Here is a 23,024-nt window from a genome sequence, read left to right on the forward strand (position 1 = left end):
TGATCAAGCACGAGGAGCCGTTCGAGGTCCGGCGGTGAAGATCGAGTCAGGCTCCTGAGCCCTGCTTCGGCCACGGCTTCATCCCCTCGGGCGCGTGAACGCAGATCAGCGGGCGATCCGCGCTCACCATGAGGTCCAAGCCCTCGTAGGGTGTGCTTCCGATTCTCCAGATCAGGCCGTCCGCGTAACCGGTCACAGCCCCGTCCGATCGCATGAAGACATGCGAATAGCTGAGCCACCAGCCGATCGGGAACCATGAACCGCCGAGGACTGAGCCGATCTCCGAGGCTTCGTCGTGATGCCTGCCTCCGGCCCCCACGGCATCGACGAAGAAAGGTTCACCGTTGATGAAGTTGGGGCCGTCCTCACGGGCCGGCCCGATCTTCAGCCCTCGGAACGATTCGAGGAAAGCCGTTGCGATGGGGCTCGGGATGTACCCCTGCGCCTCCAGAGACCGAAGGTCGGAGGACACGTCGAGGTGTCGTCCGGCGTACCAGCCGGCCTGGCGCAGGGCGGAAACCGTTGCCGGGTTCAATCGGGAGGTGAAGTCCGCCGGTTCGCCGCTCACTGGTAGTTCACCCCCAAGCTGTCCAGCACGCGCTGGCACCCCAGGCACGGAGTGGCAGGAGCACCGTGGTCACCCTTGGCCGTGTCGCTCACGTGCACCGTGGTCATGTCCCCGCCTCGGATACCCGCTTCACCTTCTCTCGCATACGCCTTGCTCAGGCACTGCGTCTCCGCACATCCACCGTTCTTCGGGTGGTCCTGCCGCGCGAAGATCTCCGCCATGTCATCCGGAACGGCGACGGACTCCTTGTTGTCCGATCGGTAGGTATGCCCGCTCTGAGACGTGTATTCGGCGGCGAAGTCGCTTCCCCGCATCTCGCCCGCATCGGCCTGCGCGTAGAGGGATGCCTCGCCGCAATTGTGGACCAGGACCGGCGCGACCCCCGCCAGCACATAGTACGTATGCAGGCCGGCGACCGTGAGGTTGTGGACGCGCTTGTGCTGGGTCCAGGCGCGTACGGCGGTCACCTGGATGGAGGAGCCGTTGCCGGTCTGGAGGAGGGTTCCCGGGAGGATTTCCTTGGCGTAGAGCCACTTGCCCAGTGCGGGGGCCCAGAAGGGGTGGTTGTCCGTCGCGACGACCTTGCCCGTGGGGCCGTCGGGGCGGGTGACGGTGATCTCCACCAGGTTCTTCTGGCCCTCGCCGGTGATGAGCGCGGTGACCGTGCGGGGGCCGGTTTCTCCGGTCACCGGGTCGGTGGCGGTGACCTGGTCGCCGACGCGTATCTGTTCGATGGCCTTGTCGTCACCGTCGGCCATCACGACCTTGGTGTCCGGGGTGAAGCTGTTGGCGGTGGCGCAGCTCCCTGCCCCGCTGTCGGCCGGTTTCGGTGCGGGAGGGCTGTCCGCCGCCTTCGGTACCGGTGCGGTTTCGGACGCCTTGGCCGCCTTGGACGCGTCGGCGGCGTTGTTGGCGGTCTTGGCGGCCTGCGCGGCGTCGAGTGCCTTGTTGCCGTACTTGGCGGCGTTCGCCGCGTAGCCCGCGCCCGGGATGGCCGAGGCGGCGGAGAGGCCGGCGTTGACGTAGTCGCCTTCCGCGGCGTACCAGCCCGCGTTGGCGAGGTCGCCGACCTCACCGACGACCGGGACCATGCCGACGACGTCGAGGGTGGTGTGGCCGATCGTCTTCCACGACGGCATCTTCGGCCACTTGCCGGTCGGGTCGGTGAGCTTGACCGGGTTGTTGTGGGCGTAGGTGTAGGCGGCGAGGTTGCGCGGCTCGGCGATGCCGCCCGCCATGTCCCCGTCGAGGTAGTCGGGCAGGGCGGGGTCGGTGCTGGCCCAGAGCTGGGTGCGCGGGTTGTAGTAGCGGGCCCCGTAGTAGTAGAGCCCGGTCTCCTCGTCGAGTTCCTTGCCGGTGAACTGGTAGGGCGTGTCCGCCTGTCCGGTCCGTTCCTCCACCCAGGTCTCCCCGTACGGGAAGTACTCCAGGTGCTCGGTGACCTTGCCCTGCTTGTCGGTGACGTACCCGGAGGAGCCGATGTGGTCGGCGTGGAAGAACTGCTGGGCGTCCTCGGGGCCGGTGGTCGCGACGGTCTTGGTCGTCACGCGGCTGTCGCCGACGAAGACGTGCTTGTAGCCGGTGGCGTCGCGTTCGCTGTAGTACCGGTTCGGGTAGAGGGAGAGCCCGTCGTCGCTCCGTTTGACGACGCGGTCGCCCTTGTCGTCGTAGACGTAGGTGACGGTGGCGCCGGCGCAGCCGCTCGGGTCCTGGGTGAGGGTGCCGGTCGCCGTGTCCTGGTTGCAGACGAGGCGGTTCTCCTCGTCCCACACGTACTGCCGGCGCTTGTCGGCGACGGCCGTGTTGACGGTGCTCGTCAGGTTGCCGTTGGCGTCGTAGGCGTGGGTGACCGGACCGACCTTGTTGGGGGCGTGCGGTGCGGCGCCGTCGTAGGCGTACGTGTAGTCGTAGCTGGTGCGGTCCTGGACGTCGCCGGGGTTGGTCGGGTCCTCGACCGGTTCGATCGGCCCGGCTGCGCCGCCGCCCACCGGGAAGGCCGGGGTGCCGCCGGTGATCTCGTGGGTCTGGGTCTTGCGTGTGGTGTTGTGGATCGAGTCGTAGCCCAGGCTCACCGTGTACGTGTTGACCGCGTTGTTCTTGTCCGTGTAGCGGCCGGACGCGGAGGTGAGCCGGTACTGGTCGTCGTATCCGTAGGTCTGGCTGCTCGGACCGCCGATGTCGCCGCCCTGCGGCGCGTCGTTCGCCAGCGAGGTGACGTTGCCGATCTTGTCGTAGGCGTAACCCAGGTTCTGGAACGCCGTGCCGCCCGGCGCCACGGACTTCAGCGCTGCGAGTCGGCGGTCCTCGGCGTCGTACGTGTACGTGGTGCGGACGCCGTTGCCGGCCTGCTGGAGGATCTTCTGGCCGAACTTGTCGTAGTCGACCCGGTCCAGGTACGTGTAGCCGGTGCCGTTCTTGGATCCGGTGGCCCGGCCGACCTGGCCGCCCGAGTCGTAGTCGTAGGTCAGGACCTCGCCGTCGGGATAGGTCATCTGCAGCACGCGGTTGAAGGCGTCGTAGCGCCAGGCGGTGGTGTAGGTGCGCGGGGCGTCGCGGACGGCGGTGATGGTGCGGGTCTCCTCGGTCACCTCGCCGAGCGCCCCGTAGGCGCGCTTCACCGTTCCCGCCGCGTCGTGGACCTCGGTGACGCGCGAGGCCGCGTTGCCCGGTGCGCCGGGGGCGCCGTACGTGTAGGAGACGTCGTTCTCCGGGAACGTCGGGTAGCGGATCGCCTTCAGTCGCGAGTACTCGTAGTCGTACTCGACGGCCTTGTCCGCGGCCCGCAGGTTCGCGGTGGTCTTCGACGTGACGTTGCCGGCGAGGTCGTAGCGGGTCTCGGAGCGTCCGGCGTCCGGGCTGTCGAAGGAGGTGCGGCGTCCCAGCGCGTCGTAGCCGGCGCGCGTGACGTTGTTCTTGTCGTCGGTGATCGTCGTGACCTGACCCGTGGGGTCGTACGCGTAGCTGGTCCAGATCGCCGAGGAGCCGTTGAACTCCTTCACCGCGGTGGTGGCACCCCGGGCGTCGGTGTAGGTGCGGCGCTCCTTGCCGTTGCCGTCGGTCACCGTCCGCTCGAAGCGGGTCGTGCCCGCCCGGTCCTGCCCGAAGCCGTAACCGGTGCTGGTGGTGACGCCGTCCGGCTGCACGGTCCTGACCGACCGGTCCAGGACGTCGAAGGTGTCCTTCGTGGGTGCCACGGAGTCGAAGGAGGCGTTGAACGTGGTGTTCGCGGCCCCCTTGTCCTCGGTCACCGGGTAGTACTTCTCCACGGCGCGGCCGAGGTGGTCGAACTTCAGCCGGCCGGAGACCGTCATCACCTGGCCGGGCGTGGCCCCCGGCGAGGCGGACACCGAGGCGTCCTTCTTGGTCTGCAGGACGCGCTTGAGGCCGTCGGTGAAGGTGACGGTGTCGATGGTGTCGTCGCGCACGCCCGAGGCGGCACGGTCGAGGTGCTGGGTCGTGGCGTACGGGACGGGCGCCTCGGGGTGGTAGCCGAAGGTGATCGTGGCCCGGTCGCCGTCCTTCTCGTAGGGCCCGGTCACCTTGTCGAGCCGGCCGACGGTGTCGTAGGACATCCGGAGCGGCTGGCCGTTCTGGTCGGTGTTCCGCTCGGGCTGCCCGTACTTGAGGTTGTACGCCGTGGACGAGCGGTAGCCGAAGCTGTCCTCGACGGACTCGACGTGGACGCCGACGGTGGTGTCGTAGCCGTACTCCAGCGTGTAGCGCTGCCCCTTCGCGTTCGCCGGGCCGGTCACCGATCTCAGGTTGCCGTCCGGGTGGTACGTCAGGTCGGAGACGGCCGGGGTGTCGTCGTCGAGGTACTCGCGGGTCTGGCGTACGGCGCCGGTCGCGCAGTCGACGGTGGACTCGCGGTGGCGCAGGACCGCGCCGGTGGCCGCGGCCTTCTGCCGTATCCCGTCGGCGATCCCGACGAGGTACCGGTCGCGGCACTGCGCGTCGGAGGCGCTGTAGGCGAAGACGGTCTCCAGGTCGTCCGCGGTGCCCTCGTCACCCGCGTCGAAGGTGCGGACGACATTGCCGTACTCGTCGTAGGAGAGCTCGGTGGAGGTGGACTTCACCTGGGCGGCCGCGCCTTCGTAGCGCTTCTCCTCGATGCGGGTGAGCTGCGGGGAGACGGTGGCGGTCCGGCTCTTCGGGTCGGCCACCTGGCCCGTGGCGGTGTCGAGCAGCCGGTAGGTGTTGAGCGTCTCGCGGTACGGGCGGCCGGCGCCGTCCTCGGTGAGGGTGCGGGCGAGCAGGCCGCGGCTCAGGTAGCCGTCGGTGCGGTACTCGTCGGTCACCGTGCGGCGGACGGCGTCGCCCGCACTCGGGTCGCGGTCCTCGGTCACCACGCGGCCGAAGCCGAGGAACTCGCGCTCCAGCCGGTCGTGGCGCCCCTTCTCGTAGCGGAAGGTGGTGAGCCGCGTGTCGGCGCCGTCCCCCGCGAGCCCGTCGAACACCGTGGTGCGGGACAGCACCCAGCGGCTCTCCTGCATGTCGGTGGTGTTGCCCGACCGGGTGTAGTCCAGGTCGATGCGGGCGCCCATCGGCCGGCTGACCGAGCGCAGGAGGTTGGTGCGGCCGGTCTTGTTGACCGCGACCAGGAGTTCGTCGTCCCGGGTGGACTTGACGTGGTCGGCGAGGCCGTCGCCGTTGACGTCCCGCAGGCTGGTCTCGGAGCGGCTGATGCCGGTGGACGCGTTGACGCCGGGGTTGAAGACGAAGACGCCGACGGGAGTGGGCAGGCCGACGGTGAAGTAGACGCCCCCGCCGAGACTGGCGTTCTTGTCGACGGCGATCTCGGGGAAGCTGCCGCGGAACGGGGCGGGCGCGGTGAAGCCGGTGCCGGTGTTGACCGCGACCTTGATCGGGTTGGCCCCGTCGGTGAACACCCGGTCGGTGAGGCCGTCGCCGTTGACGTCCGCCATGCTCGCGTGGGTGGACGAGGTGCCCAGCTCGGCGGAGACACCGCCCGCGAAGCCGTAACGGTCGACGTTGAAGCCGAGGTTGACGCCGACGTTGCGGGTGGACGCGTCGTTGATCGGTCCGGCCGGCCAGGGTTCGCGGGCGGCGAAGGAGTAGCCGAGGTTCAGCTGGACGTCGCCGTTGCCGAACACCTTGTCCGGCAGCCCGTCCCCGTTGATGTCGATCAGGTCGAGGCGGACGTCGGACTCGCCGCCGCCGAGGCTGCCGCCGATGCCGAGCGACGGCTGGACGGAGCCGGTGCTGGCGGTGTCGGCGCTGGTGCCCGCGTCGGGCGCGGCCATGCCCCGGGCGCTGGCGATGGTGGCGGTCTCGCTGCCCGCGGAGAGCGACACGTTGCCGGAGACGTTGTCCGCCTCGCGGACGTTGCCGCCGAGGGTGCCGCGGGTGGCGCCGAGCGCGCCGGTCATGTCGGAGAACTGGATCTCCTTGGCGCCCACGACGTCGGGGTAGCCGTCGCCGTTGAGGTCGAGGTAGTCGACCGATCCGGCGGTGATCCCGCCGACCACGGTGCCGCCGAACGGGCCGGCCGCGAGGGTGGCCGACACCTGGCCGGTGACACCGCGGCGCATCACCGCCCGGTCGCCCGCCACGTCGGCGTCGGTGACGATGTCGATGGTGTCCGCGCCGAGGCGGGAGCTCGTCGCCATCGCGGCGGTGACCCAGGAGGACTCGTCCTGAGCGGCCCAGCCGCCCTTGGCGGGAACGGGGGCGAACACCGCGAGCCGCGGCATGGTGAGCCGGGGGTTCGCGGCGAACGCCGGGACGTCCGCTTCCTTGGGCTCCTTGGGAAGCGCGTCCTTGAAGCTCTGGTCCAGCGTGAGTTCGGCCTGCTTGAGCGGTTGGGTGGCGCGGTCGCGGTTGCCCTGGTAGCCGATCACGCCCCAGCCGCGGTAGGGCTGGGCGAAGGCGCCCTGCCCGACGGAACCGTGCATGGCGCTGGGCGCCGGGGTGAAGGTCGGCCAGGACGAGGTGACGTCGTAGGTGACCGAGGCGGACTGGTCGACGAGCAGGGGGAGCAGTCCGGCTTCCGCCGTGGAGTAGTCGATGTAGAGGTCGTCGCCGGCGGTGACCGGCACGGTCAGGTCCAGGTTCGGGCCACCGAAGGGGGAGGCGTCCCTGGCTTGGAAGATCCGTTTGCCGAGCAGCTGCCCGCCGCGCTTCTTCACGGTGAACGCGATCTTGGCGTCACCGAGGAGGTTGAAGTTGAAGTTCAGCTTCGGCCGCACCTTCAACTGGCCGGTCTTGGTGGCCTTGTAGGCCTGCTGCGGTGCGGTGAGGGTGTCCGCCGGGTACATGGTCTGGTCGTACGGCGGGGTGATCACCATGGTGGGCTCGCCCTTGGCGTCGACGACCGACTCGACGCCCTGCGCGGCCGTGTAGTACGCCTTCGGGGCCCAGCTCACGGCCGAGGCGTCGATCGGGGAGTCGGTCTTCAGCTTCCACGACAGCTTCTCGAACGTGCTGACCGGGATGCTCAGGTCGATCGCGGTGGTGCCGGTCGACGCGGCGGGCAGGACCTTGCGGAGCACCTCCGTGCCCGGGTGGACGCCGTTGCCCTTCTCGATCACCACGGTCACGTCGTCCGAGGTGGCCTTGTTCTTGACGACGTCACCGGTCAGCCGCAGCGTGCCGTTCACCGGCACGGTCACCAGGGAGGGCCGGCCGCCGAAGGTGAAGTCGGCCGACGCGCGGAACACGGTGTTCGCCAGCCCGTTGGCGTCCGTGCCGGCCGGCAGGTTGGTGTAGGTGATCGCCGGGTCCCACGCCACGGTGTCGTACTTGCCGTCCAGGATGGACTGGGTGCGGAAGTAGAGCGCGTCGCCCTTCTTCACCGGGATCGACGCCACGTTGCCCGGGGTGAACTCGGTGTGGTCGTCGGGGCCGATCCGCTGCGCCCAGAGTTCGGTGTCCTTGTGCTGGATGGTGACCCGCACGCCGTCGGCCTTGGTGTAGGCCGCCCGTGCCGACGAGGGGTCCTGGGTCAGCTGCACGCGCCCGTCCACGCGGACGTCGCCGTCGAACGGCGCGACCCAGCGGCGCACCGTGTCGAGGAGGGGCGAGTTGTCCACCTGCTGGTTGAACTGCGCGGTCTGGTCGCCGACGATCTCGCCGGTCACCGCGCCGCCCCCGACCGGCACCGGGGTGCGGGTGGAGTCCGCGGTGTAGGCGGGTTGCCCCTGGGCGTCCAGGTAGCCGAACAGCACGCCGCCGTTGTTCACGAGGTCGGCCATGCCGTCGCCGTTGACGTCGCTGAAGAACCGGTCCGAGGTGGTCGTGGTGCCCACGAAGTCCAGCTGGGCCGAGGTGGTGAGGACGTACGACTCGATGCCGATGGTGCCGGACAGCGTGCGCTCGGTCGAGATTCCCGGGAGGCCGGTGAGCTTGACCGGTGTGTCCCCGAACTTCGGCGCACCTCCCGGTCCGGCCAGGTTGGGCCGGTAGTACACGTCGTTGTTCTTGCGGAACACCTTGTCCGGCAGGTTGTCGCCGTTCACGTCGGCCAGCGTCGACAGGCCGTCGGACTGGCCCGCGCTGAAGCCGACCTTCAACCCGACGGAGCCCTCCTTGGTCGTCAGCCCCTGCAGGTTGTAGCCCGCGAACAGGTGCGCGCCGAAGCCGGTCGAGGTGTTCGCCGAGATCGCGCTGGCCTCGCCTTCGCGGATGTTCACCCCGAGGTCGTCGTCGGGCACCGACCAGCCCGCCGCGTCGGCGAAGGCGTTGTAGTTGCCCGACGGGTCGCGCACGTCGTCGAAGTAGTCGAACGTGTGGGTGTTGAAGAGCCGGTTGTCCTCGCCGAACTGCGACACCGAGGCGAGCAGCGTCTTGGCGAACGCGCCGGTCCGGTAGTTCAGCTCGTAGGCGCGGATCAGCTGGTCGTCCAGCTTGACCTCGACGCGCCGGAGCAGGTCGGCGGTGACCTTCTTGAACCCGTACTTGGCGTCGATCCGCACGTCCGGCCGGCGGGGTTCGCCGCGCTCCCGGTCCCGGACGAACGTCACCGAGTACCTGCCGTCGGTGTCGCCGCGGCCCGTGTACGTGATCTTCTGCGGGTACAGCTCGCTGCCCGGCACCGTGGAGTTCGCCGTGCCGCCGTCGGCCACCTTGGCGTACCGGTAGCGCATGACGTTGTCGTTGCCGTCGCGGATCTCCCGCGCCGCCCAGGTCGCGACGCGCCCCTTGGCGTCGGCCAGCGTGCTGTCGGCGGTGCCGCCGAAGAGCGTGCGGACGCCCTGCTTGTCGGTGACCTCCCACCAGTAGTTCGCGGGGCTGTCGCCGTGGCGCACGATCCGGTCGAAGCGGCTCTCCACCCGGGAGTGGAACACCTTCTCCGCGCTGCGCGCCTGCAGGGCGCCCCGGTGCGCCACCGGGGTCAGCTGCTCACCTTCCAGCAGGTAGGTCTCGGTCTCCAGGCCGGCGTCGTAGCGCGGCACGCCCCACCGTGTGTCGACCGTGAGCATCGGGGTGGCGAGGTCCCACCCGGCGCCCAGCCACCCGTTCGTCCCCGAGGAGTTGTAGCCGAGGGCCAGACTCGGCTCCAGGCCCGCGCGGCCCTTGGGCACCTCCAGCGGGTACGACAGCCGCGCGTCACCGCTGTTGTTCGCCGAGGGCGCCTCGATCAGGTTCACCCCGGAGCCGGGGTCGGCCGCCTTGATGTCCTTGATCTGGTTGGGGTTGAACGACGTGCCCTGCGGCCCCTCCGGTCCGGTGACCGCCGACCCGGCGTCCGGCACCGTCGCGGCGGCGCCGCGCAGCGACTCGGGCGAGGTCAGCCCGGACATGGCGAGCACCATGGCCAGGACGACGATCCTGCCTCTCCGGCCACGGACCACGCGTTGGACAGACATCAAGAGCCCCCATACCGTCGGACGTCCCCCGGAGCACGGGTCGTCCGACGACCTCCGCCCCCTGTGCTACCGCACGGTAGTTCGCGAGCCCGGTCGTTCGTACAGGCTTTCTGGACAAGCCCCGCACGCGCCGTAACGATCCGGCAACGGGGAGTCCGACCGGTGGGAGGGCGGCCGCCCGGGCCGTCCCCGCCCTTCGGACGGTGGCGGCCGGGTCAGCCTCGTCGTTCGGCGGCCGTCGGGCCGCACCCGCTCACACCAGGCCGAGCGACCGCAGCGCGCGCTGCTGCCCCGGTGTCGGCGCGGCCGGCCAGTAGACGTAACAGACCCCGCCCGTACCGCTTCTGACCTTGCCGTTCGCGTCGTAGCGCTTGGTGCGGAGCCAGATGTTCTCCCACTCGCGCCGCTGGTAGACCCGCCGGACGGCCTCGTTGTCGGGTGAGGCGGGGTCGTTGGCGATCACGTCGCCGTCGGCGGTGAAGCCGATCACGGTCATGAGGTGGCCCGAGGTGCCGTAGCCGGCGCCGGTGAGCTCCTCCTTGCGGAAGGACTGGGACGTGATGGCCGGGATGCCCGCGCGGATCAGGGTCTCCAGGTCGGTGAGCGAGCGCAGCCGGGTGACGACCGCGTTCATGTCGCGGTAGCTCGCGGCGTAGGCGGCGTTGAAGGGCCAGTTGCCGCAGCCCTCGTACTGGTAGTCGTAGGTGAAGCGGGCGGCGTGGCAGACCTGGGGGTCGGCGAAGGCCGGGTCCACCCAGGCCAGTTCCTCGGGCGCGGGCCGTCGGCCCCAGTACTCGACGATCATCTGCGAGGAGGTGGGGCTGCACCATGCCTCGCCGCCGTTGTCGTACTCGGGGTACTGGCCGACGTGGACGTTCTGCGAGTAGCGCGGCACGGTCAGCTCGTGGTCGAGGCCGGGCACGGAGGCGGGGACGGTGAAGCGGTCGGGGACGTCCGAGGCCATCGCGCCGAGCCGCCGGACGGTGGGCGTGAGGGCGGTCCCGGGCGTGCGGTAGAGGGTGAGCCGCAGGCGGTACGAGACGAGGCGGAGGCCGCTCGCGGGGTCGTCCACGGAGAAGGTGTCGGTCCACACGGAGGCCCTGCCGTCGCTCTGGCCGTCGACGGAGGTGCGCCGGATGTCGCCGTCGCCGGCCGCCCAGCGGCCCATCACGAACCAGGGCGTCTCCGTGCCGTCCCCGTACGCGCCGCGCAGCTCGACCTGGAGCCACGTGCCGGGCGGGGTGTCGGCGTTCCAGGAGGCGATGACCTCGGTGGCCGGCACGGTGGAGGTGTGCGTGGGCGAGGTCCAGTGCGCGTACTCCCAGGTGCTCGACCTGCCCGTGTGCGGGTCCGGGTACTCGGTGCGGCCCGCCGCGGTGCCGATGACCAGGCCGGGGCGGCGGCCCGACACGGCCCTGGTGCCGGCGGACGTGCCGCAGCGCCAGTCGGTGTACGTGTTCCAGAAGCGGTTGTCGACGAGGCCGGGCGCCGGGGCGTGCCCCCGAGCGTCGGCGCAGCCGTCGGCGCATTCCGCGGGCCCGGCGGCCGGGGCGGCGGAGGCGGGGGCCGCGCCGACCGCGGCGGTGCCGGCGGCGGCGAGGGCTGCGGCGAGGACGGTGCGGCGTGGGGTGGAACTGGGCATGGACGGGAACCCCCGGTCGAGATCGGTTGAGGCGAACGGACGGGGCTGCGCGCCCCACTATCGCGGCTCCCGGCGGGCTTCGGCCAGCGATTCGACGCGTGCCGCCGGAGCAATATTGGTCTCGTCCACTGGCGCTCCGCGCCCCGCTGACCTGCGGGCTCGCCTACCCTGGGGCCATGACCGACCTCGACCGCCTGGCTGCCGCGCTGCGCCGGCTGCCGCCCTCGTGCGGACCGGTGCGGCTCGTCGCGGTCGACGGGCACGCCGGTTCCGGAAAGTCCACCCTCGCCGCCCGCCTCGCCACGGCGCTGGGCTCGGCGCCCGTGCTGCGCCTCGACGACCTCGCCACCCACGAGGAGCTCTTCGCGTGGACCGGCCGGATGCTCGCCGAGGTGGTCGGGCCGCTGTCGCGGGGCGAGACGGCGCGCTACCGCCCGTACGACTGGAACCTGCGCTCCTTCGGCGCGGCCCGCGCGCTGGCGCCGGAGCCGGTGGTGCTCGTGGAGGGCGTGGGGGCCGGGCGGCGGGCGCTCCGGCCGTACCTCGCGCGGCTGCTGTGGATGGACCGCGGCCCCGAGGAGTCCTGGGTGCGCGGGCGGCGTCGGGACGGGCCGGGGCAGGCCGCGTTCTGGGACGGATGGACCGTGGCGGAGACTCGCCATTTCGCCGAGGACCCTTCCCGGCCCTTCGCCGACACCCTGGTGCGGGAGCGCGAAGAGGGTTACGAGTGGCTCGCCGGGCCCTCTGTGACCGCGAGTCCGCACCAGATCATCACCCACCGTGACGACCCCTTGGCTGCGAACTGAGGGGACGGAATTCCACTTCCGCACGTGCCTCAACTCCGCTTGACCCAAGGGGCGTACAGGTCTTACGTTCTGAATGTGCGGCTTTCCGAAGTCGCCGCAGACGCGAAGCCCCCGGTTGTTCCCCCGTGATCGGGGGCTTCGTTCTGCCCCCTTCCTCACCCTGGGTCACCACCCGTGAGCGGCCGACGGATCACGTCGGATCGTCGTGGATCGACTCCTTCTCCCTCATCACGCACGCCCTGCGCAGGTACGATGCCCCTCGGTGCGATCAATTCCCGTCCACGTGATGACGGTTGTGGGGGACCCGATGGACTTCGGCACACAGGGCGCGCACGCCCCCGCCGAGCTCGCCTGGCTGCGCGGCGTCGACGCCTACACGATGGGCGCCTACCCGCAGGCCGAGGAGGAGTTCCGTACGGCGGTGCGCATCGATCCCGGCATGGCCGACGGCTGGCTCGGCCTGCACGCGCTGCGGGTCGACACCACCACCGCCCTGCTGCGCATGTACCGCAACCGCGAGCGCTTCGGCGAGCAGCGGGCCCGGCACCGCAAGACCCTCAACTCCTGGTACTGGCTGGGCTGGTGGGTGCAGCCGGTGCTCGAAAGCCCGCGCGACCTGCTGCTCGCGCACGCCTCGCACTGGCTGGACGGCCGGCACGTGCCCGAGCTCGACCGGGCGCTCGCCGGACTGCCGCCGGTCGACACCGATCCGCAGGTGCGCTTCCTGCACGCCTGCCGCTCCTACCTGGTCAAGGACTGGGAGCAGCTGGTGCGGCACACCGAGACCCTCGTCGACGACCCGCTGCTCGGCATCGAGGCGGGGCTCTTCGGCGGCATGGCGCGGGTGCGGATGGAGATGTTCGGCCAGGCCGAGCCGCTGCTGTCGGCGGCGCTCATGCGCTGTCGCAGCGAGCAGCCGCAGCGCAAGGAGCTTCGCTACTGGCTGGCCCGGGCGCACGAGGGCACCGGCCGGACCGCCGCCGCGCTGCCGCTGTACCGGGCGGTGCACCGGATCGACCCGGCCTTCATGGACACCGCCGCGCGGCTCACGGCGATCGCCGAGTACGACGGCTTCGAGGGCCCGGACGATCCGGCGGGGCTCGCACCGGTCGCCCTCGGCGGCTTCGGCCAGGACACGAGGGACGCCGTGGACTCCGTACAGACGGATCCGGAGGGCCCGGGCGGCGACGGCCTGCTGCTCAAACCGGGCTCCGTGCCGCCGCCCGTACCGCCCGCGCCGCCGGATCCGCCGGAGTTCGTGCGGCAGAAGGCGGTCGTCCCGCCGCAGCCGGTGCCGCCGCGGTTCCCCGCCAGCCCCACGGATCCGGCGCTGCTCGCCGAGGCCCTCTCCGAGCTGGAGCGCATGGTCGGGATGGAACCCGTCAAGCGGCAGGTCAAGGCCCTCTCGGCGCAGCTGGAGATGGCCCGGCTGCGTGCCGGACAGGGGCTCCCGGTCCAGCCCCCGAAACGTCACTTCGTCTTCTCCGGCCCCTCGGGCACCGGGAAGACCACCGTCGCCCGGATCCTCGGCCGGGTCTTCTACGCGCTCGGCCTGCTCGGCGGCGATCACCTCGTGGAGGCCCAACGGGCCGATCTGGTCGGCGAGTTCCTCGGCCAGACCGCGGTCAAGGCCAATGAGCTGATCGACTCGGCCGTCGGCGGGGTGCTCTTCGTGGACGAGGCGTACTCGCTCTCCAACTCCGGCTACAGCAAGGGCGACGCCTACGGCGACGAGGCCCTGCAGGTCCTCCTCAAGCGCGCCGAGGACAACCGCGACCACCTGGTGGTGATCCTCGCCGGCTACCCGGAGGGCATGGACCGGCTGCTCGCCGCCAACCCCGGGCTGTCCTCGCGGTTCACCACCCGCGTCGACTTCCCCTCGTACCGCCCGCTGGAGCTCACCGCCATCGGCGAGGTCCTCGCCGCCTCCAACGGCGACGGCTGGGACGACGAGGCCCTGGACGAGCTGCGCTCGATCAACGCGCACGTCGTCGAGCAGGGCTGGATCGACGAGCTGGGCAACGGGCGCTTCCTGCGCACCCTGTACGAGAAGTCCTGCGCCTACCGGGACCTGCGGCTCTCCGGCTACCCGACCACGCCGACCCGCGAGGACCTGGCCACCCTGCGCCTGCCGGACCTGATGCAGGCCTACGGCGAGGTCCTGTCGGGCCGCGGTCCGGTCGACCGCGGCCCGCAGGAGCCACCGGGGCTCTAGCCGGACGCTAGCCCGGGTTCGGGCCCGGCACCGAGCCGGCCAGCGCCTCGGCCGGCCGCTCCGGCCGGGGTGCCGGGGTGAGCCGGTGGGCGGGGTCGCGGACCTCGCCCACCAGCATCTCCAGGACGTCCTCCAGCGCGACCAGGCCGAGCACCCGGCCGGAGGCGTCCGCCACCTGCGCCAGGTGGGTGGCGGCCCGGCGCATCACGGTGAGCGCGTCGTCCAGCGGGAGCTCGGCCCGCAGGACGCCCATCGGGCGCCAGATCTGCTGCGGCACCGCCCGCTCCCGGTCCTCCAGGTCGAGGACGTCCTTCACGTGCACGAAGCCCATGAAGACGCCCCGGCCCTCGGAGCAGACCGGGAAGCGGGAGTAGCCGGTGCGGACCGTCAGCTCCTCGATCTCGCGCGGGGTCACCGACGGGGAGACCGTCACCAGCGCGGCCGAGGGGATGAGGACGTCCGTGACGGGGCGGGTGCCCAGTTCCAGGGCGTCCTCCAGGCGCTCCTGCTCGGCCGGGTCGAGCAGCCCGGCCTGGCCGGCGTCCTCGACGAGGCGGCCGAGCTGCGCCCGGGTGAAGACGGCCTCGACCTCGTCCTTCGGCTCCACGTGGAAGGCCCTCAGGACGAGCCGGGCGCAGGCGCCGAGCGCGCTGGTGACCGGCCGGCAGAGGCGGGCGAAGCCGACCAGGCCGGGGCCGAGCCACAGCGCGGTGCGCTCGGGGTCGGCCATCGCCAGGTTCTTCGGGACCATCTCGCCGATCACGAGGTGCAGGAAGACCACCGCGGCGAGCGCGAACACGTACCCGAGCGGGTGGATCAGGCCCTGTGGCACGCCCACGGCGTGGAAGACCGGTTCGAGCAGCCGGGCCACGGTCGGCTCGGCGACCGCGCCGAGCGTCAGCGAGCAGACGGTGATGCCGAACTGGGCGGCGGCCATCATCTGCGGCAGGTTCTCCAGGCCGTACAGCACCTGGCGGGCGCGGGAGCCGCCGAGGGGTTCGATCTGGCTGCGGCGCACGGAGACGAGGGCGAACTCGGCGCCGACGAAGAAGCCGTTGGCCAGCACGAGCAGCAGGGCGAACAGGAGCGGGAGCAGGCTCATCGGGCGGCCTCCGCACCGACGGGCACCGGGGCGGTGCGGGTGATCCGCACCCGCTCGGCGCGGTAGCGGTCGACCTGGCGCACCGAGAGGCGCCAGCCGGGGAGTTCGGCCCGGTCGCCCGGGGCGGGGATCCGCCCGAGGAGATCGGCGACGAGCCCGGCGACCGTCTCGTACGGGCCGTCGGGCACGTCGAGTCCTATCCGGTGCAGGGTGTGCACCCGGCAGGAGCCGTCGGCCTCCCAGGCCGGCTGGCCGTCCTCCGAGGGGACGGCGGCCAGCTCGGGCCGCTCGTCGGCGGCGGTGTCGTGCTCGTCGCGGACCTCGCCGACGAGCTCCTCGACGATGTCCTCCAGGGTGACGACCCCGGCGGTGCCGCCGTACTCGTCGACGACGACCGCGATCGGCTGCCCGCGGCGCAGCCGCTCCAGGAGGGCCTGGGCGGGCAGCGATTCGGGGACGAGCAGCGGCGGGACGGCGATCCGGCCCACGGGGACCCGGTGCCGCTCGTGCGGGACGACGGCGAGGGCGTCCTTGAGGTGCACCATGCCGACGATCTCGTCGATCCGCTCGCGGTAGACGGGGAAGCGGGACAGGCCGGTGGCCCGGGTGAGGTTGAGGACGTCGGCCGCGGTGGCGTCCGACTGGAGGGCGCTCACCTTGACCCGCGGGGTCATCACCTGCTCGGCGGTGAGCCCGCCGAGCGACAGGGTCCGTACGAAGAGGTCGGCGGTGTCCTGTTCGAGGGCGCCGGCGAGGGCCGAGTGCCGGGCGAGGGAGACCAGCTCCCCGGGGGTGCGGACCGAGTCGAGCTCGTCGGTCGGCTCCACGCCGAAGAGCCGGACCAGCCGGTTGGCGACCCGGTTGAGCAGTGTGATCACCGGCCGGAACAGCGTGGCGAAGACGTGCTGCGGGCCGGCGACGAAGCGGGCCACCTGGAGCGGCCGGGAGACCGCCCAGTTCTTGGGGACGAGCTCGCCGACCACCATCTGGACGGCGGAGGCCAGCAGCATGCCGACGACCACCGAGATGCCGGAGACGGCGCCTTCGGGGAGGCCGGTCGCGGTGAGGGGCCCGTCGAGCAGCCGGGCGAGCGCGGGCTCGGCGAGCATGCCGGTGACGAGCGAGGTGATGGTGATGCCGAGCTGGGTGCCGGAGAGCTGGAAGGAGAGCTCGCGCAGCGCCTTGACGACGGTGCGGGCCCGGCGGTCGCCTTCGGCCGCGGCCCGTTCGGCCTCGGGGCGTTCCACGGTGACGAGGCCGAACTCGGCCGCCACGAAGAAGCCGTTGGCGAGGATGAGCAGGAAGGCCGCTGCGAGCAGCAGAAGCGAGACGATCATGCCGCCGCCTCGGGTGAGAGGGCGGCGCGGGTACTACCGGACGATCCGTCCATTGCCGGAGGGAGTCACTCCTCGGGTCGAAGGGCTGCCCCGCGGGCCGCCGGCGGGCGGCCCTGCACACGCGAGGCGGTGGTGCCGCTCGGCACCACCGCCTCAAGAGTAGTCACGCCCCGGTCGCCGGGGGCAGGGGGTCGGCCCCGTATGGGGGACGGTTCAGGGTGTCAGGCCGCCTCGGCGCCGGTGCCGTGGCTGTCGGCGAGGGCGCGCAGCGCGCGGGCGTCGCGGATGGCCGATTCCTTGGCGATGCCGGGCTGGATGCCGAGCACGGGCAGGCTGGTGCCGTCACTCAGGTCGAGGAAGACCCAGGGGTCGCCGGGGCGCAGGTTGACCTTGAGGATCTCGGCCCACGCGAGTCGGCGCGTCCGGGTGATGTTGACGACCGTCACCCCCTGGTCGTCGGCGACGACCTTGGGGCGGCTCAGCAGGACGAGGACGCCCAGGAAGAGCGCGGCGGTGAAGACGAAGCTGGCCCGCTCCCCCGGTCCCAGCTTCTCCAGCATCATCCCGACGGCGGTGATGACGACGAACATCGCCACCCCGACGGTCAGCAGCACGACCCGGGTGCGTCCCGGCCGGAAGGTGACCGGGAGGGCGGAGGCGGGGACGGAGGAGTCGGACATACGGGGTTCCTTGCGCGGGTTCCCGCGGGCGCCGGTCCGGGCGCCCGCGGGGAGGGTCGGTCAGAGGCGGCAGGCGTGGATGGCCGTGGTGAGGATGGCGCGGGCGCCCAGCTCGTACAGGTCGTCCATGACCTTCTGCGCCTCCCGGGAGGGGACCATGGCGCGGACGGCGACCCAGCCCTCGTTGTGCAGCGGGGAGACGGTGGGCGATTCCAGGCCGGGGGTGAGGGCGACGGCCTGCTCCAGGTGCTCGGCGCGGCAGTCGTAGTCCATCATCACGTACGAGCGGGCGACGAGGACGCCCTGGAGGCGGCGCAGGAACTGCTGGACCTTCGGGTCGTCGGTCGGGGCGCCGGTGCGGCGGATGACGGTGGCCTCGGAGGTGAGGATCGGCTCGCCGATGACCTCCAGGCCCGCGTTGCGCAGGCTGGTGCCGGTCTCGACGACGTCCGCGATGATCTGGGCGACGCCCAGCTGGATCGCGGTCTCGACGGCGCCGTCGAGGTGCACGACGGAGGCGTCGACGCCCTGCTCGGCGAGGTGCTTGGCGACGATGCCCTCGTAGGAGGTGGCGATCGTCATGCCCTGGAAGTCCTGGGGTCCGTTGGCCGTCCCGGGGCGGGTGGCGTAACGGAAGGTCGACCGGCCGAAGTTCAGCGGCAGGATCTCCTCGGCGTTGGCGCCGGAGTCCAGGAGCAGGTCGCGGCCGGTGATGCCGATGTCGAGCCGGCCGGACGCCACGTAGATCGCGATGTCCTTGGGGCGGAGGTAGAAGAACTCCACCTCGTTGTCCGGGTCGACGACGACGAGTTCCTTGGACTCCTTGCGCTGCCGGTAACCCGCCTCATGGAGCATTGCCATCGCAGGTCCGGAGAGAGAACCCTTGTTGGGGACGGCGATGCGCAGCATGGGACGGGCTTCCTTTGCCTCAGGTGTAAGGGAGTGTTTCGGTGCTCACGTGCTCAGAAGGTGCTCGGTGTGCCGGGCGGGCTCGGTGGGTGAGCGCGCTCGGCGGACCCGGCGTGCCGTGGGTGGCCGGCACGCTCAGAGATGGGAGTAGACGTCGTCGAGCGAGATCCCGCGGGCGACCATCATCACCTGGACGTGGTACAGCAGCTGCGAGATCTCCTCGGCGGCGGCTTCCTTGCCCTCGTACTCGGCGGCCATCCACACCTCGGCGGCCTCCTCGACGACCTTCTTGCCGATGGCATGGACGCCCTTGCCGACCAGTTCCGCGGTACGGGAGGTCGCCGGGTCGCCGGTCTCGGCCTTGAGCTTGAGCTCGGCGAAGAGCTCTTCGAAGGTTTTGTTCGCCATGATGTCCTAAGAGTACGGGGTGGACCGGGGCCACTCAGCGCCAGGGTTCGCTGACCGTGCGCAGCGTGGTCGCGGTGGCGACGGCGGCGGTGACGGCCTCGTGGCCCTTGTCCTCGGTGGACCCCTCCAGGCCCGCCCGGTCCAGGGCCTGCTGCTCGTTGTCGACGGTCAGGACGCCGAATCCGACGGGTACGCCGGTGTCGATCGAGACCTGGGTGAGGCCGTGGGTGACGCCCTGGCACACGTACTCGAAGTGCGGCGTCCCGCCGCGGATGACGACGCCGAGGGCCACGATGGCATCGTAACCGCGACCGGCGAGCACCTTCGCCACGACCGGGAGCTCGAAGCTGCCGGGGACGCGGAGCAGGGTGGGCTCGTCGATGCCGAGCTCGCTCAGGGCCCGCAGGGCGCCGTCGACGAGGCCGTCCATGATCTTCTCGTGCCACTGGGCCGCGATGACCGCGACCCGGAGGTCGCCGCAGTTCTTCACGCTGAGGACGGGTGCGCCCTTGCCGCTCATGTTTCTCCTTGCCGAATGCCGGTCGTACGTACGGGATTACTGGTTGTCGCAGGTGGAGGCGGTGGAGCTGTCCAGCCAGGGCAGGTCGTGGCCCATCCGGTCGCGCTTGGTGCGCAGGTAGTGGAGGTTGTGCTCGCCGGCCTGGACCGGCATGGGCTCGCGGCCCTCGACGGTGAGGCCGTACCGGGTGAGGGCGTCGATCTTGTCGGGGTTGTTGGTCATCAGGCGCAGGCTGCGGACGCCGAGGTCGACGAGGATCTGGGCGCCGGCGGCGTAGTCGCGGGCGTCGGCGGGCAGGCCGAGTTCCAGGTTGGCGTCGAGGGTGTCGCGGCCGCGCTCCTGGAGCTCGTACGCGCGCAGCTTGGACAGCAGGCCGATGCCGCGGCCCTCGTGGCCGCGCAGGTAGACGACGACGCCGCGGCCGGCCTCGGTGATCCGGTCCATGGAGGCCTGGAGCTGGGGACCGCAGTCGCAGCGCAGGGAGTGGAAGATGTCGCCGGTCAGGCACTCGGAGTGGACCCGGACCAGGACGTCCTCGCCGTCCCCGATCTCGCCGTGAACGAGGGCGACGTGCTCGACGCCGTCGACGGTGGAGCGGTAGCCGTACGCGGTGAACTCGCCGTGTGCGGTGGGCAGCTGGACCTCGGCCTCGCGGCGGACGGTCGGTTCGGCGGAGCGGCGGTAGGCGATCAGGTCCTCGATGGAGATGATCGTCAGGCCGTGCTTGCGGGCGAAGGGGATCAGCTCGGGCAGCCGGAGCATGACCCCGTCCTCGCCGGCGATCTCGACGATCGCGCCGGCCGGGCGGAGGCCGGCGAGGCGGGCCAGGTCGACGGCGGCCTCGGTGTGTCCGTTGCGGACCAGGACGCCGCCGGGCTTGGCGCGCAGCGGGAAGACGTGGCCGGGGCGGACGAAGTCGCCGGGCTGGTGCTCGCCGCTCGCCAGCATGCGCAGGGTGGTGGCGCGGTCGGCGGCGGAGATGCCGGTGGTGACGCCGTGGGCGGCGCTCGCGTCCACGGAGACGGTGAAGGCGGTCTGCATGGACTCGGTGTTGTGGTCGACCATCTGCGGCAGCCGGAGGCGTTCCAGCTCCTCCCCCTCCATGGGGGCGCAGATCAGGCCGCGGCACTCGCTCATCATGAAGGCGACGACCTCGGGGGTGGCCTTCTCGGCGGCGATGACCAGGTCGCCCTCGTTCTCGCGGTCCGCGTCGTCCACGACGACGACGGGGCGGCCGGCCGCGATGTCGCGGATGGCCTGCTCTACGGGGTCGAGGGCGAGATCGGTGGCGTCCCAGAGTGGGGTCTGGGGTGCCGCGCGGAGCGCGTCAGGCAGGGCGGGGGTGGGTGACGGGCGGGCACTCATGCGTGGGCTCCTTCCAGCGCGGGGGCCGTGCGGGACCGGAGCCACCAGTCGCGCATGCCCCAGATGACGAGGGCGAAGTAGATGACGTAGACCAGGCCGGAGAAGGCGAGGCCGCTGTTGAAGGCGAGCGGCACGCCGACCAGGTCGACGAGGAGCCAGGCGAACCAGAACTCGACCAGGCCGCGGGCCTGGGCGACCATCGCGACGAGGGTGCCGACGAAGATGTACGCGTCGGCCCACGGGCTCCAGGAGAGCGACGGGTAGAGGGTGAAGAGTCCGCCGATGGCGAGGGTGCCGACGGCCGCGCCGGCCAGGAGGACGCCGCGCTCCTTCCAGGTGGCGAAGCGGACGGCGATGGAGCCGTCCTGGGCCTGCTGCCGGCCGCGGCTCCACTGGCGCCAGCCCCAGACGGCCACGCCGATGACCAGGAGCTGCTTGCCGACGCCGCCGCTGAGGTGGGCGGAGGCGTAGGCGCCGACGAGGATGACGCCGGAGAGCAGCTGCGCGGGCCAGGTGAGGACGGAGCGGCGCCAGCCGAGGGCCAGGGCGACGAGGCCGATCGTGTTGCCGATCATGTCGGACCACATGATGTGCTGGCCGAAGGCGCTGAACGCCTCGGAGTTGAGCCAGTTCACTTGACGTTCTCCTGAGCGTTCGGGCCGAGCAGGCGCTCGACGTACTTGGCGATGACGTCGACCTCGAGGTTGACCGGGTCGCCGGGCTGCTTGATGCCGAGCGTGGTCAGGGCGAGGGTGGTGGGGATGAGGCTGATGGTGAAGAAGTCGGCGGCGGCGTCGACGACGGTGAGGCTGACGCCGTCGACCGTGATCGAGCCCTTCTCGACGACGTAGCGCGAGAGGTGCGCGGGCAGGCCGACCTTCACGAGCTCCCAGTGCTCGGACGGGGTCCGCTCCAGGATGGTGCCGGTGCCGTCCACGTGGCCCTGGACGATGTGGCCGCCGAGGCGGTCGCCGACGGCCATGGGGCGCTCCAGGTTGACCCGGGAGCCGGTCTCCAGGGCGCCGAGCGAGGAGCGCTTGAGCGTCTCGGCCATCACGTCGGCGGTGAACTCCCCGTCGCCGTGCTCGACGACCGTGAGACAGACCCCGTTGACGGCGATGGAGTCGCCGTGCTTGGCGCCCTCCGTGACCAGGGGGCCGCGCAGCCGGAAGCGGGAGGCGTCCGGCAGCTGCTCGACGGCTACGACCTCGCCCAGCTCTTCGACGATTCCGGTGAACACGGTCAGGCTCCCTTGGGTGTGGTGGTGGGGACGGCGGTGAGGCGGATGTCGGATCCGATGCGCGTGGTCTCGGTGATGTCGAGCCGCAACGCTTCCGTGAGGGTGCTGATTCCGGCGTCGGCGAGGGCCGCCGGGCCCGCGCCGAGGAGGACCGGGGCGAGGTAGCCGACGACCTGGTCGACGGCGTCCGCGGCGACGAAGGAGCCCGCGAGGGTGGGGCCGCCTTCGAGGAGGACGGAGCGGACGCCCCGCGCGTACAGGTGGGCGAGCAGGTCGTGGACGTCGATCCGGCCGTCGCGCAGGGGCAGCCGGAGCAGTTCGACGCCGGGCAGGTGCCGGGTGTCGGCGTCCTCCCCGACGACCAGGAGGGTGGGCGCGGCGGCGTCGAGGACCCGGGCGGTCGGCGGGACCGTGGCGCGGGTGTCGAGGGCGACGCGCAGGGGCTGGGTGACGTCGTCGATGCCGCGGACGGCGAGGTGCGGGTCGTCGGTGCGGAGCGTGCCGCCGCCGACGAGGACGGCGTCGGCCTCGGCGCGGAGCCGGTGGACGTCGGCGCGGGAGTCGGCGGAGCTGATCCAGCGGGAGGTGCCGTCGGCGGCGGCGGTGCGGCCGTCGAGGGTGGCGGCGTACTTCCAGCGGACGAAGGGGCGGCCGCGGCGGACGGAGGTGAGCCAGGCGATGTTTCCGGCCTCGGCCTCGTCCTCCAGGAGGCCCTGGGCGACCTCGACGCCGGCCGCGCGCAGGGTGTCGGCACCGCCGGTGGCCTGGGGGTTCGGGTCGCCGACCGCGTATTCGACCCGGCTGATCCCGGCCTCGACGAGGGCCTGGGCGCAGGGGCCGGTGCGACCGGTGTGGTTGCAGGGTTCGAGGGTGACGTACGCGGTGCCGCCGCGGGCCAGGACGCCGGCCTCGCGCAGGGCGTGGATCTCGGCGTGCGGGCCGCCGGCGCGCTGGTGGTAGCCGGTGCCGACGGGGTGGCCGGAGGCGTCGGTGATGACGCAGCCGACGACGGGGTTGGGGCTGGTGGAGCCGAGTCCGCGGGCGGCGAGCGCGAGGGCGCTCCGCATGGCGGTGATGTCGGCGGGCGTGGCCACCGGGTCCTCCTGCCTCTTCGGGCACGGACTCCGGGGCCTGTCGATGACGACAGAGAGCGGGTACGACGTCTCACGCAGGGTGCGCCGAGGCCGGAGGTCCCCTGGGGACGCCGCATCGATGCCGATACGGCGGCCAGCGGACATACGGCCGGCACACCCCTGGTAGGGGTCGCCCGCCGCGCACTGCCTCCCATCCGGACTTTCACCGTCGGTCCAGGAATCTCACCTGGTCAACCGGCCGCTGGCTTGCGGACGGGTCGCGGACTATACCGCCGGTTCGGAATTACACCGACCCCGGAGTGCGCTGCTG

General features: G+C 71.6%; 15 protein-coding genes and 1 riboswitch. Of the genes, 2 read left to right on the forward strand and 13 right to left on the reverse strand.

The genetic code is table 11. The features are described from left to right. Positions 1-46 precede the first annotated feature (46 nt). The 3 genes from AB0Q96_RS34620 to AB0Q96_RS34630 all read right to left on the reverse strand — a co-directional run bounded on the left by AB0Q96_RS34620 (position 47) and on the right by AB0Q96_RS34630 (position 11,038). Positions 47-568 (reverse strand): SUKH-3 domain-containing protein, encoded by a 522-nt coding sequence (locus tag AB0Q96_RS34620; protein ID WP_365332531.1) that lies wholly within the window; start codon positions 566-568, stop codon positions 47-49. Beyond that, positions 565-9,396, reverse strand: a complete 8,832-nt coding sequence (locus AB0Q96_RS34625; protein ID WP_365332533.1) for a SpvB/TcaC N-terminal domain-containing protein — start codon at positions 9,394-9,396, stop codon at positions 565-567. Before AB0Q96_RS34625 ends, AB0Q96_RS34620 begins: the two co-directional genes overlap by 4 nt. 253 nt (positions 9,397-9,649) lie before the next feature. After that, the gene (locus tag AB0Q96_RS34630) at positions 9,650-11,038 is read right to left on the reverse strand and encodes a peptidase C39 family protein (protein WP_365332534.1); all 1,389 of its coding nucleotides are present in this window, start codon (positions 11,036-11,038) and stop codon (positions 9,650-9,652) included. 176 nt (positions 11,039-11,214) lie between these two features. Between AB0Q96_RS34630 and AB0Q96_RS34635 the strand changes: the two genes are divergently transcribed. Both AB0Q96_RS34635 and AB0Q96_RS34640 read left to right on the forward strand, forming a co-directional pair. Beyond that, positions 11,215-11,844, forward strand: coding sequence for a hypothetical protein (locus AB0Q96_RS34635; RefSeq protein WP_365332535.1), 630 nt, complete (start codon positions 11,215-11,217; stop codon positions 11,842-11,844). Between the two features lie 307 nt (positions 11,845-12,151). After that, positions 12,152-14,059 (forward strand): AAA family ATPase, encoded by a 1,908-nt coding sequence (locus AB0Q96_RS34640; RefSeq protein ID WP_365332595.1) that lies wholly within the window; start codon positions 12,152-12,154, stop codon positions 14,057-14,059. A gap of 7 nt (positions 14,060-14,066) precedes the next feature. On the opposite strand, the gene AB0Q96_RS34645 is transcribed toward AB0Q96_RS34640, so the two are convergent. From AB0Q96_RS34645 to ribD, 10 genes are all read right to left on the reverse strand, one after another. Beyond that, positions 14,067-15,161 (reverse strand): hemolysin family protein, encoded by a 1,095-nt coding sequence (locus AB0Q96_RS34645; RefSeq protein ID WP_365332537.1) that lies wholly within the window; start codon positions 15,159-15,161, stop codon positions 14,067-14,069. Further along, positions 15,158-16,498, reverse strand: coding sequence for a hemolysin family protein (locus AB0Q96_RS34650; RefSeq protein ID WP_365332539.1), 1,341 nt, complete (start codon positions 16,496-16,498; stop codon positions 15,158-15,160). The genes AB0Q96_RS34645 and AB0Q96_RS34650 overlap by 4 nt, the downstream gene beginning before the upstream one ends. A 221-nt stretch (positions 16,499-16,719) precedes the next feature. Continuing rightward, positions 16,720-17,178: a PH domain-containing protein gene (locus AB0Q96_RS34655; protein WP_365332541.1), complete on the reverse strand. Its 459-nt coding sequence runs from the start codon at positions 17,176-17,178 to the stop codon at positions 16,720-16,722. 60 nt (positions 17,179-17,238) lie between these two features. Beyond that, positions 17,239-18,087 (reverse strand): ATP phosphoribosyltransferase, encoded by an 849-nt coding sequence (gene hisG, locus AB0Q96_RS34660; RefSeq protein WP_365332542.1) that lies wholly within the window; start codon positions 18,085-18,087, stop codon positions 17,239-17,241. 135 nt (positions 18,088-18,222) lie between these two features. After that, on the reverse strand, positions 18,223-18,495 hold the full coding sequence (locus tag AB0Q96_RS34665; RefSeq protein ID WP_046907435.1) for a phosphoribosyl-ATP diphosphatase: 273 nt from the start codon (positions 18,493-18,495) through the stop codon (positions 18,223-18,225). Between the two features lie 34 nt (positions 18,496-18,529). Beyond that, on the reverse strand, positions 18,530-19,015 hold the full coding sequence (gene ribH / locus AB0Q96_RS34670) for a 6,7-dimethyl-8-ribityllumazine synthase (RefSeq protein ID WP_365332543.1): 486 nt from the start codon (positions 19,013-19,015) through the stop codon (positions 18,530-18,532). Positions 19,016-19,051: 36 nt separating this feature from the next. Further along, entirely contained in the window at positions 19,052-20,380 is a 1,329-nt protein-coding gene (locus AB0Q96_RS34675) for a bifunctional 3,4-dihydroxy-2-butanone-4-phosphate synthase/GTP cyclohydrolase II (RefSeq protein ID WP_365332545.1), read from the reverse strand. Further along, entirely contained in the window at positions 20,377-20,967 is a 591-nt protein-coding gene (locus AB0Q96_RS34680) for a nicotinamide mononucleotide transporter family protein (protein ID WP_365332597.1), read from the reverse strand. Before AB0Q96_RS34680 ends, AB0Q96_RS34675 begins: the two co-directional genes overlap by 4 nt. Before the next feature lie 44 nt (positions 20,968-21,011). Beyond that, complete coding sequence (locus AB0Q96_RS34685) at positions 21,012-21,620, reverse strand: riboflavin synthase (RefSeq protein WP_365332547.1); 609 nt, start codon at positions 21,618-21,620, stop codon at positions 21,012-21,014. A 2-nt stretch (positions 21,621-21,622) separates the two neighbouring features. Next, positions 21,623-22,714: a bifunctional diaminohydroxyphosphoribosylaminopyrimidine deaminase/5-amino-6-(5-phosphoribosylamino)uracil reductase RibD gene (gene ribD, locus AB0Q96_RS34690; protein ID WP_365332548.1), complete on the reverse strand. Its 1,092-nt coding sequence runs from the start codon at positions 22,712-22,714 to the stop codon at positions 21,623-21,625. A gap of 176 nt (positions 22,715-22,890) precedes the next feature. Beyond that, positions 22,891-23,021, reverse strand: a riboswitch (FMN riboswitch). Between the last annotated feature and the right edge of the window lie 3 nt (positions 23,022-23,024).

It is taken from the genome of Streptomyces sp. NPDC093111 (assembly GCF_040683955.1).
Classification (GTDB): Bacteria; Actinomycetota; Actinomycetes; order Streptomycetales; family Streptomycetaceae; genus Streptomyces.